13 protein-coding genes and 1 tRNA gene are annotated in these 15,046 nt (G+C 72.2%); 5 read left to right on the plus strand and 9 right to left on the minus strand.

Annotated features, from left to right (window positions below):
• The 8 genes from AB0898_RS09265 to galU all read right to left on the minus strand — a co-directional run bounded on the left by AB0898_RS09265 (position 1) and on the right by galU (position 6,580).
• Positions 1–855, minus strand: coding sequence for a DUF1963 domain-containing protein (locus tag AB0898_RS09265; protein WP_366802235.1), 855 nt, complete (start codon positions 853–855; stop codon positions 1–3).
• 103 nt (positions 856–958) lie between these two features.
• Positions 959–1,032 (minus strand) — tRNA-Ala (locus AB0898_RS09270).
• Positions 1,033–1,105: 73 nt separating this feature from the next.
• Complete coding sequence (gene glpR / locus AB0898_RS09275) at positions 1,106–2,356, minus strand: gephyrin-like molybdotransferase receptor GlpR (RefSeq protein ID WP_366802236.1); 1,251 nt, start codon at positions 2,354–2,356, stop codon at positions 1,106–1,108.
• A gap of 173 nt (positions 2,357–2,529) precedes the next feature.
• A complete protein-coding gene (locus tag AB0898_RS09280; RefSeq protein ID WP_366802468.1) occupies positions 2,530–3,177 on the minus strand; it encodes a GNAT family protein in 648 nt (215 codons plus the stop codon).
• A complete protein-coding gene (locus AB0898_RS09285) occupies positions 3,174–3,731 on the minus strand; it encodes a MogA/MoaB family molybdenum cofactor biosynthesis protein (protein ID WP_366802237.1) in 558 nt (185 codons plus the stop codon). Before AB0898_RS09285 ends, AB0898_RS09280 begins: the two co-directional genes overlap by 4 nt.
• Positions 3,728–4,207 (minus strand): cyclic pyranopterin monophosphate synthase MoaC, encoded by a 480-nt coding sequence (gene moaC, locus AB0898_RS09290; protein WP_366802238.1) that lies wholly within the window; start codon positions 4,205–4,207, stop codon positions 3,728–3,730. Before moaC ends, AB0898_RS09285 begins: the two co-directional genes overlap by 4 nt.
• Before the next feature lie 142 nt (positions 4,208–4,349).
• Entirely contained in the window at positions 4,350–5,672 is a 1,323-nt protein-coding gene (gene glp, locus AB0898_RS09295; RefSeq protein WP_366802239.1) for a gephyrin-like molybdotransferase Glp, read from the minus strand.
• Complete coding sequence (gene galU, locus AB0898_RS09300) at positions 5,669–6,580, minus strand: UTP--glucose-1-phosphate uridylyltransferase GalU (RefSeq protein ID WP_366802240.1); 912 nt, start codon at positions 6,578–6,580, stop codon at positions 5,669–5,671. The genes glp and galU overlap by 4 nt, the downstream gene beginning before the upstream one ends.
• A 178-nt stretch (positions 6,581–6,758) precedes the next feature.
• Between galU and AB0898_RS09305 the strand changes: the two genes are divergently transcribed.
• A complete protein-coding gene (locus tag AB0898_RS09305; RefSeq protein WP_407078312.1) occupies positions 6,759–7,304 on the plus strand; it encodes a 5-formyltetrahydrofolate cyclo-ligase in 546 nt (181 codons plus the stop codon).
• 90 nt (positions 7,305–7,394) lie between these two features.
• Here the strand turns inward: AB0898_RS09305 and AB0898_RS09310 are convergent, their stop codons facing one another.
• Positions 7,395–10,202, minus strand: coding sequence for a penicillin acylase family protein (locus AB0898_RS09310; protein ID WP_366802242.1), 2,808 nt, complete (start codon positions 10,200–10,202; stop codon positions 7,395–7,397).
• Between the two features lie 215 nt (positions 10,203–10,417).
• Between AB0898_RS09310 and AB0898_RS09315 the strand changes: the two genes are divergently transcribed.
• From AB0898_RS09315 to AB0898_RS09330, 4 genes are all read left to right on the plus strand, one after another.
• Positions 10,418–11,986 carry a potassium/proton antiporter gene (locus AB0898_RS09315; RefSeq protein ID WP_366802243.1) on the plus strand — a complete coding sequence of 523 codons (1,569 nt, stop codon included), beginning with the start codon at positions 10,418–10,420 and terminating at the stop codon, positions 11,984–11,986.
• 282 nt (positions 11,987–12,268) lie between these two features.
• Positions 12,269–13,570 carry an MFS transporter gene (locus AB0898_RS09320; protein ID WP_366802244.1) on the plus strand — a complete coding sequence of 434 codons (1,302 nt, stop codon included), beginning with the start codon at positions 12,269–12,271 and terminating at the stop codon, positions 13,568–13,570.
• Between the two features lie 67 nt (positions 13,571–13,637).
• Entirely contained in the window at positions 13,638–13,952 is a 315-nt protein-coding gene (locus tag AB0898_RS09325; RefSeq protein ID WP_366802245.1) for an FmdB family zinc ribbon protein, read from the plus strand.
• 185 nt (positions 13,953–14,137) lie between these two features.
• Positions 14,138–14,971 (plus strand): S-methyl-5'-thioadenosine phosphorylase, encoded by an 834-nt coding sequence (locus tag AB0898_RS09330; protein WP_407078313.1) that lies wholly within the window; start codon positions 14,138–14,140, stop codon positions 14,969–14,971.
• Positions 14,972–15,046 lie beyond the last annotated feature (75 nt).

The raw sequence follows: 15,046 nt of genomic DNA on the forward strand, positions 1-15,046 counted from the left end.
TCAGGGGTTCCAGTAGACCGTCGTGAACGTACGGTCGAAGCGCCGGGCAACCAGATCCTCCCGCTGGATCGACCAGTGCACGGTGGCCCCCTCCCACCCCGCGATCCCGGGGCTCCAGTCGGCGAGCAGCACCCAGTCGGACACGTCGTCGGACACCGGGCCGTCCCAGCGGCCCGCCTCCGCCTCCTCCCGGGCGCAGAGCACGGCCCCGGCCACCGGGTCGGTGTAGACGGCCTCCTCCGAGGCGTAGCCCCCGAGCTGCAGCGGCCCGCCGCTCGCCACGTCCCCCCGGACCTCGTCCCAGACCTCCACCAGTTCCCCGGCACGCGGATGTCCGGGCAGCGGCTCGCTCCAGGGTTCCCCGGTCAGCTCGACCGCGCGGTGGTACGGCAGCGACACATCGACGGTGGCCCGCAACTCCCCCCGCGGATACGCCTCCACCATCCGCCGGTACTCCTCGATCTCGGCCAGGCCGCACGCGTACCGGTCGCGCTCCTCCACCTCGGCGCCGGCCGGGACGTACACCGCGCTGCCCGCGCTCCCGTAGTCGCCCTCGTCCTCCGGCACGGCGAACAGCAGGAGTTGGCCGTCGGGCGGCAAGGGCAGATCGGTCGCGTCGGCGGGCAGCGCCGCGAGATCGAGGGCGGCGACGAAGGGATGGAACGGCTGCTCCACGCCCGGGGGCAGCAACAGCGGCCCCCCGAACCGCCCCACGACCGGCCCGTCCCCGCCCTGCGCCAACGTCGCACAGGGCCGCGCGAGCCCGAGCCAGCGCTCCACGTCCTCGCCGGGTATCCCCCGCGCGACCGCCTTGTCACGGAAGGGACTTAACCGGCCCCGCAGTTCAGAAGTCATGGGGAAACCGTAGAGGGAGGGTCTGACAGACCCCGGAAACGCCGAGATCCCCGTCCGACGAATCGGACGGGGATCTCGTGACCGCCTCTGAGGCGGCGCTGCGTGGACCTGAGGGGATTCGAACCCCTGGCCCCCTCGATGCGAACGAGGTGCGCTACCGGACTGCGCCACAGGCCCTTGCAACGAGTGAAACTCTAGCATCCCGATCCGGGTGCCCGGAAATCCCCTCCCGGACTGGTCAGGGCGGGGGTCACTCGTTGGCCGCGCGGGGTCGGCCGTCGGTCTCGTACTGGTCGAAGAGCGGGGTGCGGCCGCGCTCGCGGGAGCGACGCGCGGAGGCGGCGCGGCGGACGGCGTCGCGGGCGTCCTCGGCGCGGGGCTCCGGCGTCCCCTCCGCCTCCGTACCGGGCTCGGACACGACCGGTCCCGAGCGGGCGGAGCTCCAGGTGTCCGGGGCGCCGAGATCGACGTCGGAGGTGGCGCGCGGGGCGACCGGGGCGGTGACGTAGGTGGGCAGCGGGACCGGGACCGGCTCCCAGCTGTCGCCGTGGCCGGGCGGCCGCGTGCGCTCGCGCTGCTGGTCGACCCATTCGGCGTGGTCGGTCTGCTCGACGAGGGCGCGGCGGTCGGCGGCGAGGGCGGCGGACAGGGCGGGATCGGTCTTCGGCTCTGATCCCTCCTCCGGTTCGTCGGCGACGGGGCCCGCGTCGAGCGTGGTGCGGCGGCGCGGCCGGCGCGCGTTCTCGCGCAGCCGGCGGGCGGCGTCCTCGGCGCGGCGGCGGTCCATCTGGTAGGCGAAGCGGCGCCGTTCCTGGGTGCGCAGATAGGCGATGTAGCCGCTGAGCAGGAGGGCGGGCACGGCGGGCGCCCACAGGAGGGCGAGCCCGCCGACGGCGGCGACGATCGCGCCGCAGGTGAAGGCGAGGAAGAGCACCACGGTGGTGCGTCTGCGCCGCGCGAGCACCTTGGAGCGCTGGGCGCGGGCGGCGGCCGTCTGCGGCGCCGGGGCGCGCCGGGCACCCTGGGCGCCCTGGGCCGGGCCGGAGGCGGCCGGGGCGGGGGTGCCGCCGCGCTGCCGCGCGGGCGAAGGTTCGGGGTCCGTACCCGGCCGGTGCGTCTGCGCCGGGTGCGAGCCGGAGTGATGTACCTGCGCCGGGGGGGACTTGAGGACCGGTTCCGGGTGCCCGGGTTCCTCCGCGGGGACGTCCGCGCGCGCCTGACGGCGGGTCGGAGGCATGGCGAAGGCCCGGACGTCCACCGAGTCGGTGGCGGTGTCCGGGTCACCGGCGTCCGGCTCCCCCTCCTCGGCGGAGCGCGCCCGCAGGTCCTTGGCGTACCGGCGCTCCATCCCCGCCCGTCCGGACAGCAGCCGGATGGCGGTGCTGAAGCGTTCCGTCGGACGGGCCTCGTTCAGCTCGTCCTGCCTACGGAGCCACATCGGCACCAAGTAGGCGGCCCAGGCCCCGACGATGACTGCGTAAATGAGGCCGCTGCTGCTCACGCCTCACACGGTAGAGGGGTTTCTATGAGGCCATCCGCCAATTGGGCCGGTGTGTCGCACGATCTGGCTGATATTCCGAGCTTTTTTTGCGACTGATGCGATCAGCCGACCGTCGAAGTCATGAATTGATATGCCTCGGAACGTTCAGTGACCGATTGAATTCGAACACTTATTCAATTTCCAGTGGCCGGCCGATTTCCGGACGCGTTCTCCGCGCGAGTGCGCCGCCAGCGCGAGAGCAGCCCGTCGGGGACCTCCTCCGCCGTGAGGGCGTAGACGAGGTGGTCGCGCCAGGCGCCGTCGATGTGCAGATAACGCGGCCGCAGCCCCTCCTCGCGGAATCCGAGTTTCTCCACGACCCGGCGGCTGGGCCGGTTCTCGGGGCGGATGCAGACCTCGAGGCGGTGCAGCCCGACCGAGCGGAAACAGTGGTCCACCACCAGCGCGACGGCGGTCGGCATGACCCCGCGCCCGGCGACGGACTCGTCCACCCAGTAGCCGATGTGCCCGGAGCACATGGAGCCCCAGGTGATCCCGGCGACCGTGAGCTGGCCGACCAGGCGGCCCTGGTACTCGATGACGAACGGCAGCATCCGGCCCGCGTGCGCCTCCGAGCGCAGATGGCGGACCATCTGGCGGTAGGTCGGCCGGTGGGTGATCGGGCCGTTCGGGGTGGGCGGCGGGATGGTCGCCTCCCAGGGGCGCAGCCAGTCCCGGTTGCGCCGGTTCACCTCGCGCCAGGCCCGCTGGTCGCGCAGTCTTATCGGCCGGAGGACGACATCCGCGTCCCCCAGCGCGACGGGCCAGGACCGGCCGGTCAGCTCGCACCCCCGAAGCCGGCGGCGTGCTCCGTCCCGGCGGGGCGGGGGTGGTCGCCGCCGCGGATCTGGTCCACCGCGTGGATCAGCAGCGGCTCCAGGACGGCCAGGCCGTCGCGTACTCCCCCGGTCGAGCCGGGCAGGTTCACGATCACCGTGGCGCCCGCGACTCCGGCGAGGCCGCGCGAGAGGACGGCGGTGGGGATCTTCTCCCGGCCGTACGCCCGGATCGCCTCCGCGATGCCCGGCACCTCGTAGTCGAGCACCTCGCGGGTCGCCTCGGGGGTGCGGTCGGTGGGCGAGATGCCGGTGCCGCCGGTGGTCACGATCACGTCGTACCCGGCCGTCACGGCCTCGCGCAGGGCCGCCTTCACCGGTTCGCCGTCGGGCACCACCCGGGGGCCGTCCACGGCGAAGCCGAAGCCGCGCAGGCCCTCGGCGACCGCGGGGCCGCCCTTGTCGGCGTAGACCCCGGCGGCGGCCCGGTTGGAGGCGGTGACGACCAGCGCGCTGTACGGCGCGGTCAGGGCGTCGCCCAGGGGGGACTGCGCGCTCACGCCCGGCTCCAGTCGCCCGACTTGCCGCCCGTCTTCGTCTCGACCCGGACGTCGGTGATGACGGCGCCCTTGTCCACGGCCTTGATCATGTCGATGACGGTGAGGGCGGCGACCGACACGGCGGTCAGGGCCTCCATCTCGACACCGGTGCGGTCGGTGGTCTTCACCGTGGCGGCGATCTCCACGGCGTCGTCCGCGACCGCGAGGTCCAGCTTCACGCCGGAGACCGCCAGCGGGTGGCAGAGCGGGATCAGGTCGGGGGTCCGCTTGGCGCCCATGATCCCGGCGATGCGGGCGGTGGCGAGGGCGTCGCCCTTGGGCACCCCCTCGCCGCGCAGCAGCTCGATCACGCGGGGTGAGACGAGCACCCGGCCGGTGGCGCGGGCGGTGCGCGCCGTCACGTCCTTGCCGGATACGTCGACCATGCGGGCCGCGCCCGCCTCGTCGATGTGCGTCAGTCGGTCCTGCGTACTCATGGTGTGCCGTGCTCCCGGTCCCGGCCCGTCGCCGATGCTGGTTGTACGGGCCTATGTGCGCGACACGGTACCGCCAAGTCGGCCCGGACACCGGGTCGAGACCCCGCGCGGCCCCTGCCGGGACCGCGCGGAGGGCGCCCGGTCAGCCGAGCAGCACGACCTCGACCTCGGTGCCGGGCTCGGCCGAATCCACGTCCTCGGGAAGGACGATGAGGCAGTCGGCGTGGGCCAGCGCGGCGATCAGGTGCGAGCCCGCGCCGCCCACCGGGGTGACCTCGCCGTCGGCGTACGTGCCGCGCAGGAACTGGCGGCGCCCCTTGGGCGAGCGCATCGGCTCCTCGGTCCTCAGGACGGCCCGGGTGCGCGGCCGGTGCACGTCCTCCAGGCCCATCAGGGCGCGGATCGCGGGGCGCACGAACAGCTCGAAGGAGACGTACGACGACACCGGGTTGCCGGGCAGCGCGAGCAGCGGGGTGTGGTCGGGGCCGACCGAGCCGAAGCCCTGGGGCTTGCCGGGCTGCATGGCGAGCTTGCGGAAGTCGACGCCGCCGCCCGCCTCGTCCTCGTCGGCGACGGCGGTGAGCGCCTCCTTGACCACGTCGTACGCGCCGACGCTCACCCCGCCCGTGGTGACCAGCAGGTCGGCGCGGACGAGCTGGTCCTCGATGGTGGAGCGCAGCACGTCGGCGTCGTCCTCGACGGCGCCGACCCGGTAGGCGATGGCGCCCGCGTCCCGGGCGGCGGCGGTCAGCGCGAAGCTGTTGGAGTCGTGGATCTGTCCGGGGCCCAACGGCTCGCCGGGCTGGACGAGTTCACTGCCGGTGGACATGACGACCACGCGCGGGCGCGGGCGCACGCGTACCGAGCCCCGGCCGACCGCGGCGAGCAGCGCGACCTGCGGCGGCCCGAGGACCGTACCGGCGGCGAGGGCGAGGTCACCGGCGCGTACGTCGCTGCCGCTGGGGCGTACATGGGCGCCGGACTCGACGGGCTCGTAGATCCGCACCTGGCCCTCGGCGCCCTCGGGGGCCTGCGAGCGGGCGCGCATGCCGGCCGCCGGGCCCTCGCCGAGCCCGCCGTCGGTCCGCTCGACGGGGACGACGGCCTCCGCGCCGGGCGGCAGGGGGGCGCCGGTCATGATCCGGGCGGCCTGTCCCGGGCCGACCCGCACGAGGTCGGCGGCACCGGCCGCGACGTCGCCGACGACCTCCAGGACGGCCGGGTATTCCTCGCTCGCCCCGGCCACGTCCGCGACCCGGACCGCGTACCCGTCCATGGAGCTGTTGTCGAACGGGGGCAGGGACAGCGGCACCACCACGTCGTCCATGAGGACACAGCCCTGGGCCTCCAGGACCGGCAGCTCGATGGGGTCGAGCGGGCGGATGGTGGTGAGGATGTCCTCAAGGTGCTCGTCCACCGACCACACGTGGTCCGGTCCGGCGGGACGGTTCGGGGCGGTGCTCAACTTTCCTGCATCTCCTCGGCTACGTACGTGCGAAGCCAGGTCCGGAAGTCCGGGCCCAGGTCTTCACGTTCGCACGCGAGTCTGACAATGGCGCGCAAGTAGTCGCCACGGTCACCGGTGTCATAACGGCGGCCGGTGAAGACGACGCCGTGCACGGGACCGCCCGCCTTCTCGTCCTGCGCGAGCTGCTGCAGGGCGTCGGTGAGCTGGATCTCGCCGCCCCGGCCCGGCTCGGTGCGGCGCAGGGTCTCGAAGATACGGGGGTCGAGGACGTACCGTCCGATGATCGCGTAGTTCGAGGGGGCGTCTGCCGGGTCGGGCTTCTCGACCAGGCCCGTCACGCGGACGACATCACTCTCACCGGTGGTTTCGACGGCGGCGCAGCCGTAAAGGTGGATCTGCTCGGGAGCGACCTCCATGAGCGCGACGACGCTGCCGCCGTGCCGCTCCTGGATGTCGATCATGCGCTGGAGCAGGGGGTCGCGGGGGTCGATCAGGTCGTCACCGAGGAGGACGGCGAAGGGCTCCTGGCCGACGTGCGGGGCCGCGCACAGCACCGCGTGGCCGAGGCCCTTGGGGTCGCCCTGGCGCACGTAGTGCATGGTGGCCAGGTCGCTGGACTCACGGACCTTGCCGAGCCGTTGGGCGTCGCCCTTCTTCTGGAGCGCCGATTCCAGCTCGTAGTTGCGGTCGAAGTGGTCTTCCAGGGGGCGCTTGTTGCGTCCGGTGACCATGAGGACGTCGTCGAGGCCCGCCGACACCGCCTCCTCCACCACATACTGGATCGCCGGCTTGTCGACGACCGGCAGCATCTCCTTGGGAGTGGCTTTGGTGGCCGGCAGGAACCGGGTGCCGAGGCCCGCCGCCGGGATGACAGCCTTGCTGATCCTTGGGTGCGACTGAGTCATGCCGGCAACCCTATCCGGTGTCTTGGCAGGGAATCCGCTACTCCGGTTGGCTGACCCTCATATGAGTGGATTGAGTGACAACACGGAGAAAGTGGAGAGTCCATTGGGACACCGAGGACACGACGACGAGCCTGGCAAGCGTGCGTTGCGACGGGAATTCCTCCAGGTGAGGAGCGCATTGCCGGAGGATGACATCCGGTCGTCGGCGGCCGCGCTCGCCGGACGGGCGCTCCTCCTGCCGGAGCTGGCCGACGCCCGCACGGTGGCGGCGTATGTCTCGGTGGGGAGTGAACCCGGCACCCGCGCGCTCCTTGACACCCTGTGCGCGCGGGGCGTACGCGTCCTGCTGCCCGCCCTGCTGCCCGACAACGACCTGGACTGGGCGGAGTACACGGGCCCCGGCTCGCTCGCCCCGGTCCGGCACGGCGGCCGCATGGAGCTGCTGGAGCCGTCCGGCCCCCGGCTCGGCCCGGACGCCGTCACCCTCGCCGACGCGGTCCTGCTGCCCGGCCTCGCGGTGGACGCGCGCGGGATGCGCCTGGGACGCGGCGGAGGGTCGTACGACCGGGTGCTGGCGCGGCTGGAGAGCGCGGGTGCGCATCCCGCGCTCGTGGTGCTGCTGTACGGCACGGAGGTCGTCGCCCGGGTGCCCGCCGAGCCGCACGACCGCCCGGTGGACGCGGTGGTGACCCCGGCGGGTGTGCGCCGCTTCCCGCGCCCCTGAACAGCCCCGGACCCGGGGAGCCCGGGATACGCGGAACGGCCCTCCACGCGCGCGTGGAGGGCCGTTCCGGTGCCGGTCGCCGTCAGCGGGTCACGGCTTGAGGACCAGGGTGTCCTTCGTGCTCCCGTCGACCGCCTTGCCGGTGAAGGACCAGGGCAGCAGCTCGCCCTTGGCCCACTTGTCCGTCTGGTCGGTGTAGTGGGCGCTGAAGGCGTGGCCGGAGGCGCCGGAGACGTTGATCCACTTGGACTTGTCCAGGTCGGCCAGGTTGACCACCATCCGCATGGACGGCACCCAGACCACGCCGTAGCCGCCCGCCGCGTTCCAGCCGGTGGCGTCGACCGTGGCCTCGCCGCCGCTGAGCTTCCAGGGGCCGCGGTTGAGCGCGTACCGCAGGAACTCGGGGCCGTCGGTGCCGAGCGTCTGGTTCTTCAGGAACAGGCGGTGCAGCCGGCCCCAGCTCCAGGTGTCGATGTCCTTGCCGAGCTTGGCGGTCAGCTCCCAGCGCGCGTCGATCATGGCGCGGGTGAACAGCTGGTCGCGGTTCTCGGCGGCCGGGCGGTTGCCCGACTTCGGGGCCTTCCACCAGTCGCTGTCGGGCTTGTCCATCAGGGTGCGCACGACCTCGAACCAGCGGTCGCCGCCGTCCGGCTGCGCCTGGTCGGCGTCGCGCCGGCCGCACTCGCGCACCTTGGTGTTGTCGTCCACCGGTCCGGTGGAGTCGGCCCGCTCGACCCACAGGCACTGGCCCTTGACCCGCAGCTCCTTGGGGAGCTTGTCGCCGAAGGCCAGCTTGAGGATGTTGCGCCAGACCGCGTTGAAGTACGCGGCGGCCGCCGAGTCGGCGTCCTGGGTGTAGTCCCAGCCCTCCAGGAGCTTCTGCGCCTGGCGGACGTCCGGGTCGTCCAGGTTGAGCTTCAGCAGGCGGGGCACCAGCAGCCGGGCGATCTCGCTGCTGTTGTCCGTCTGCATCTGGCGCATGTCGTCGGTCGAGATCTTGCCGCCGTCCTTGATCTTGGACTCGATCAGGTCGGTGATGCGCTGGCTGCGGGTGCCGTAACCCCAGTCGGTGGTCAGGGTGTACGGGTACTTGTCCTTGTCGATCACGGCCTGGTTGGCGGTGACGATGTAACCCCGCTCGGGGTTGTACTCGTAGGGCAGCGCGTCCTGCGGGATGTAGCCGGTCCAGCGGTACTTGGGGTCCCAGCCGGGGGCCGGGAGCGAGCCGTCGTCGGCGGCGGAGCGCGTGGGAATCCTGCCGGGCAGGGTGTAGCCGATGTTCTTGGCGTCGGCGTAGACCAGGTTCTGCGACGGCACGTCGAACAGGGCGGCGGCCGAGCGGAAGCTCTTCCAGTCGGAGGCCTTGTCCATGGCGAACACGGCGTCCATGGAGGTGCCGGGCTGGAGCGCGGTCCACTTCAGGGCGACGCCGTAGCCGTCGCCGCGGTCGGGGGCGGCGGTGTCGACACCGGCCTTGCGGCCGACCTCGACCAGCTCGTCGTCGCGGTCCGAGAGCAGCGGCATCCCGTCGGCGGTCTGACGCACGACGATCTTCCGGGACGGGCCGCCGGCGACGTTGATCGTCTCCTCGCGGGTGCGGAAGGGGCGGACCTTGCCGTCGTAGAGGTAGCCGTCGCCGGTGATCTTCTCCAGATAGAGGTCGGTGACGTCCACCCCGGAGTTGGTCATGCCCCAGGCGATCTGGCCGTTGTGCCCGATGATCACACCGGGCATTCCGGCAAAGGTGTAACCCGTGACGTCGTACTGGCACTTGCTGCCGACGGTCCGGCAGTGCAGGCCCATCTGGTACCAGACCGAGGGCAGCGTGGCCGACAGGTGCGGGTCGTTGGCGAGCAGCGGCTTGCCGGTGATCGTGTTGGCGCCGGAGACGACCCAGGAGTTGGAGCCGATGCCCTGGCCGTTGACGCCGACGGCGGTGGGGAGGTCGTCCAGGACCTTGGAGAGGCCCATGAGCTGGCTGGTGACGGCGGAGCCGGAGTTCGCGGCGGTGCCGCCGGTGGCGCCCGTGGAACCGGTCGTGCCGGTGGTGCCCGTGGTCCCGGCCGTGCCCGTCGCGCCGGTGGCGCCCGAGGTGCCCGCCGAGGTGCCGCTGTCCCCGAAGGTCTTGGTCAGCTCGTCGTACTGGCCGGTCTGCACGATCGGCTTGTTCCGGCCGTACGGGTAGTCCGGGTAGAGGTCGCGGATCTGCTGCGGGCCGAGGCGGCTCGTCATCAGGGCGCGGTCGGCCTCGTCCCGCATGTTGCCGCGCAGGTCCCAGGCCATCGCCTTCAGCCACGACAGCGAGTCCACCGGGGTCCACGCCGAGGGCTTGTAGTCGTTGGTGAGGTTCAGGGCGGCGTACTCCAGGGAGATGTCCTTGCCGTCCTTGCCCTGGAGATAGGCATTGACGCCCTTGGAGTAGGCGTCGAGGTAGGCCTTGGTGGAGGCCGACAGCTTGGTGTCGTACTCCTGCCTGGCCACCCGGTCCCAGCCGAGCGTGCGCAGGAAGGCGTCGTTCTTGACCTGGCCCTTGCCGAACATCTCCGACAGGCGCCCGGAGGTCATGTGCCGGCGCACGTCCATCTCGTAGAAGCGGTCCTGCGCCTGGACGTAGCCCTGCGCCATGAAGAGGTCCGCGTCGGAGGAGGCGTAGATCTGCGGGATGCCGTAGCCGTCGCGCTTCACGTCCACCGGCCCGGAGAGGCCCTTGAGCGTGAGTGCGCCGCTCGTCTGCGGGAAGGAGGCGCGCACGGTGCTGACCGTCCAGTACCCGCCGAAGGCGATACCGCCGATGACGGCCAGAACCAGGACGAGGACGATAAGTCGGGCTTTGCGCCCCTTCTTCCTGCCGGACTTGCCAGGCTTGTCACCTGTTGTGGCGGTGGTGTTGGGGGGCATCGCTGTCCTTGCTGTCCTAACGCGAGCGGCAGGTCGGGCCATGACTTTGAATGAGCGCTGGAGCAACCATAGGCGCAGGGCCCCGAGCCACTTGACGCGGAGTCGGGAACTGGCGCGCACGGGCGTTCGATCTTGCCAACGCGAGCGTCAAGGAAACGTCAAGAGTTAGGTAAGGTAACGAAGTACTTGGGTGCGGTGCGCCGCAGCCCGGGGTCTTGTGTACTGAGCCCCGCCCCGCGCCGGACGCGGGCCGAGGAAGGGAAGCGCCGCTGACTGTCCACCACCTCAACCAGCTCCTGCTCGCCTGCTCGCTCGTGCTCCTGGTCGCCGTCGCGGCCGTGCGGATCTCCTCGCGCAGCGGGCTCCCCAGCCTGCTCGTCTACCTGGGGATCGGCGTCCTCATGGGCTCCGACGGCGTCGCGCACATCCACTTCGACAACGCCGAGATGGTCCAGGTCATCGGGTACGCGGCCCTGGTCGTGATCCTCGCCGAGGGCGGTCTGGGCACGAAGTGGAAGGAAGTGAAACCCGCGCTGCCGTCGGCCTCCGTGCTGGCCACCCTCGGTGTCGCGGTCAGCGTCGGGGCCACGGCCGCGGGCGCGCACTATCTGGTCGGGCTGGAGTGGCGGCAGGCGCTGATCGTCGGTGCGGTGGTCTCCTCGACGGACGCGGCGGCCGTGTTCTCCGTCCTGCGGCGCATCCCGCTGCCCTCACGCGTGACGGGCACGCTGGAGGCCGAGTCCGGCTTCAACGACGCCCCCGTCGTCATCCTGGTCGTCGCCTTCTCCCAGAAGGGCCCGATCGACCACTGGTACATGCTGCTCGGCGAGATCCTGCTGGAGCTGGCCATCGGCGCCGCCCTCGGTCTCGCGGTGGGCTTCCTCGGCTCCTGGGGGCTCAAGCACGTCGCACTGCCCGCCTCGGGTCTCTACCCGATCGCCGTCATGGCCATCGCCGTCACCGCCTATGCGGCGGGCGCACTGGCCCACGGCAGCGGCTTCCTCGCCGTCTATCTGGCCTCCATGGTGCTCGGCAACGCCAAGCTGCCGCACTGGCCGGCCACCCGGGGCTTCGCGGACGGGCTCGGCTGGATCGCGCAAATCGGCATGTTCGTCCTGCTCGGCCTGCTGGTCACCCCTCACGAGCTGGGCGACGACATCGTGCCCGCGCTGGTCATCGGCCTGGTGCTCACCATGGCGGCCCGTCCGCTGAGCGTGGTGCTGAGCCTGACGCCGTTCCGGGTGCCCTGGCAGGAGCAGGCGCTGATGTCCTGGGCGGGACTGCGCGGCGCGGTCCCCATCATCCTGGCGACGATCCCCATGGTGAGCGGCATCGAGGGCAGCCGCCGCATCTTCAACGTCGTCTTCGTCCTGGTCGTCGTCTACACCCTGGTCCAGGGCCCGACCCTGCCCTGGCTCGCCCGCAAGCTGCGGCTCGGCGAGGAGGGCGAGGCCTCCGACCTCGGGATCGAGTCGGCGCCCCTGGAGCGGCTGCGCGGTCATCTGCTCTCGGTCGCGATCCCCGAGGACTCCAAGATGCACGGCGTGGAGGTGGGCGAGCTGCGGCTGCCGCCCGGCGCCGCCGTCACCCTGGTCGTGCGCGACGGCAAGTCCTTCGTGCCCTCGCCGACGACCGTGCTGCGGCACGGGGACGAGCTTCTGGTGGTCGCCACCGATCCCGTGCGCGACGCGACCGAGCGGCGGCTGCGCGCGGTCGCCAAGGGCGGCAAGCTGGCGGACTGGCTGGGTACGGGGCGGCCGGAGGGCGGGCGTTCCCGGCGGTGAGGCAGGGGGCCTTTGGGGGTGCTGCGGGGTGCCTCCGGGCCGCTGCGGGTGCCATGAGGGTGCCCGTTCTCACAGGCCTGGCGCCGGGCGCCCGCTGTACGATCAAGGCACCTGATCGAACCAACTCTGTCTGATCTGTCTGACGCAGAGCTGGCGCGACCGTATGGCGGCCGGAACGCCCTTCGCAGTGCAGCACCGGTATCTACCGCAGTCCCGCGCAAGAGGACAGCTCTCGGTGCCCCCCGCACGGGCGCGCTACCAGGCGGAAGGAAGGCACGGGCCGTGGAGTCCACGGTCATCACCGAGCCGGCCGAGCAGCGGCCGGCTCCGCCCCGTCCGGGCTACGGACAACTGCTGCGCACCCGGGGCGCCTGGACCTTCCTGGTTCCGGGCTTCGCCGCACGCCAGCCGTTCGCGATGCTCACCATCTCCATCGTGCTCCTGGTACGGCACACCACCGGCTCGTACGGCGCCGCCGGGGCCGCGGCCGCCGTCACCGGTGTCTCCATGGCGCTCTGCGCGCCCTACGGCGGCCGTCTCGCCGACCGCTACGGGCAGCGGGCCGTCCTGGTCCCCGGGGTCGTCGTACACGCGCTGGCCGGGCTCGGCCTGACCGCGCTCGCCCTGTCGCACGCGCCCCTGTGGGCGCTGTTCGCGGCGGCCGTGCCCACCGGCGCCTCGGTGCCGCAGATCGGCCCCATGGTGCGCGCCCGCTGGGGCGTGAAGCTCCAGGGGTCACCGCTCATGAGCACGGCGGCGGCCTTCGAGTCCGTCACGGACGAGCTGACCTTCGTCGTCGGCCCCCTCCTCGCCACCGCCCTGTGCACGACCGTCACGCCCTCCGCCGGGCTGGTCACCGAGGCGCTGCTCACCCTGGTGGGCGGGCTGCTGTTCGCCGCACAGCGGGGCACGCAGCCTTCCGTGCACGCCCCCGCCGACGGCGAGCACGCGCGCGTGCCGCACACCTCCGCCCTGCGCGTGCCCGGCGTACGCGTGCTGATCGTGACGTTCCTGGGCATCGGCGCGGTCTTCGGCGGGATGCAGGTCTCGCTGGCCGCGTTCACCGAGTCGATCGGCGAACCCGGTCTGAACGGCGTCCTGTACGGCGTCTTCGCGGCGGGCAACATGCTCTCCGGCTTCGTGTGCGGCGCGATCGCCTGGCGCGCCACGCCCCGGCGGCGGCTCGCCGTGGGGTACGCGGGGCTCGCGCTGACCGCGTCCGCGCTGTGGACGGCGCACTCGCTGCCGCTCCTCGCCGGGCTCGGCCTGCTGGTCGGCGTCTGCATCGCGCCCGCGCTGATCACCGGCTACACCCTGGTCGAATCACTCGTACCGGCCGGCGCCCGCACCGAGGCGTTCACCTGGCTGACCGGCGCGGTGGCACTCGGCCAGGCGGCCGCCGTCACCGTCGCGGGCCAACTGGAGGACCGGCTGTGGGGCGGGGCCGGATTCCTGGTGCCGATGGCCGGTACGGTGCCCGCGCTGGCGACACTCCTGCTGCTGCGTTCCCGGCTCGTGCCCCGGCCCGTGAACCGTACGGTCGCACGTGGCGTGGGTCACCGCGCGCCGGTCGCGGTGGACTGATCCCCGGGAATGCGTCAAGATGGACCGTCGTTAGCACTCATTGAGTGAGAGTGCCAGGAGGAAGACAGTGCCGACCTACCAGTACCAGTGCAAGGACTGCGGCGAGGGCCTTGAAGCGGTGCAGAAGTTCACCGACGACGCCCTGACCGAGTGCCCCAGCTGCGGTGGCCCCCTGAAGAAGGTGTTCTCCGCGGTCGGCATTGTCTTCAAGGGCTCCGGTTTCTACCGCAACGACTCGCGGGGCGCGACGTCGAGCAGCAGCCCGGCCACGAAGTCGTCGTCCTCGTCGTCCACGTCCTCGTCGTCGTCCGACTCGAAGGCGTCCTCGTCTTCGTCGTCCACGTCGTCGTCCTCGTCGTCCTCGTCCGGCTCCGCCGCCTGAGAACCACGCCTTCCGACCCTGCCGTCCGGCTGTCCGCGACGGTGGGGTCTTCGGCGTTCCCGGGGGCCGGCGTTCCCGGGGGCCTGGCGTTCGCGGAGCCTGGCCGGTCGTCGTGTGCGTGACGTTCCCGAACCGTTCCCAGGAGCCCCTGGGGCCGGTTTTCGGCTCCGGCTAGGGTGCTCGGCATGGCGAACGCAGAGATCGGCGTAATCGGCGGCTCGGGTTTCTACTCCTTCCTGGAGGACGTGACCGAGGTCCGGGTGGACACCCCCTACGGGGCGCCCAGCGACTCCCTCTTCCTCGGCGAGATCGCCGGCCGGCGGGTCGCCTTCCTGCCCCGGCACGGCCGGGACCACCACATCCCCCCGCACCGCATCAACTACCGCGCCAATCTGTGGGCGCTGCGCTCGGTCGGCGTCCGCCAGGTCCTCGGCCCGTGCGCGGTGGGCGGGCTGCGCCCGGAGTACGGCCCCGGCACGCTGCTGGTGCCGGACCAGCTGGTGGACCGCACCAAGTCGCGGGAGCAGACCTACTTCGACGGGCTGCCGCTGCCGGACGGCACGGTGCCGAACGTGGTGCACGTGTCGCTGGCCGACCCCTACTGCCCCACCGGACGCGCCTCCGTGCTGAAGGCGGCGCACGGCCGGGACTGGGAGGCGGTGGACGGCGGAACGCTGGTCGTGGTCGAGGGCCCGCGCTTCTCCACCCGCGCCGAGTCGCTGTGGCACCAGGCGCAGGGCTGGTCGGTGGTGGGCATGACCGGGCATCCGGAGGCGGCCCTCGCCCGTGAGCTGGAGCTCTGCTACACCTCGCTGACCCTGGTCACCGACCTCGACGCGGGCGCCGAGACCGGCGAGGGCGTCTCCCACGAGGAGGTGCTGCGGGTGTTCGCGGCCAACGTGGACCGGCTGCGCGGGGTGCTGTTCGACGCGGTGGCCGCGCTGCCGGGGACGCAGGAGCGGGACTGTCTGTGCGTGGGGGCGCTGGGCGGGGTGGAGCCGGGGTTCGCGCTGCCGTAGGGGGTGCCGGCCGGGGGTGTTCCGGGGCTTGCCAGGGGGCGAGGGCCTGGTTTCCGGGGTGTGGACTTCCGTTGT

The sequence above is a fragment of the Streptomyces sp. NPDC005435 genome (assembly GCF_040703155.1).
GTDB lineage: Bacteria > Actinomycetota > Actinomycetes > Streptomycetales > Streptomycetaceae > Streptomyces.

Coding starts and splice junctions, on each gene's coding strand:
- AB0898_RS09265 (WP_366802235.1), bottom strand. CDS start 855: ATGACTTCTGAACTGCGGGGCCGGTTAAGTCCCTTCCGTGACAAGGCG.
- moaC (WP_366802238.1), bottom strand. CDS start 4,207: ATGAGTACGCAGGACCGACTGACGCACATCGACGAGGCGGGCGCGGCC.
- AB0898_RS09330 (WP_407078313.1), top strand. CDS start 14,138: ATGGCGAACGCAGAGATCGGCGTAATCGGCGGCTCGGGTTTCTACTCC.
- AB0898_RS09310 (WP_366802242.1), bottom strand. CDS start 10,202: ATGCCCCCCAACACCACCGCCACAACAGGTGACAAGCCTGGCAAGTCC.
- galU (WP_366802240.1), bottom strand. CDS start 6,580: ATGACTCAGTCGCACCCAAGGATCAGCAAGGCTGTCATCCCGGCGGCG.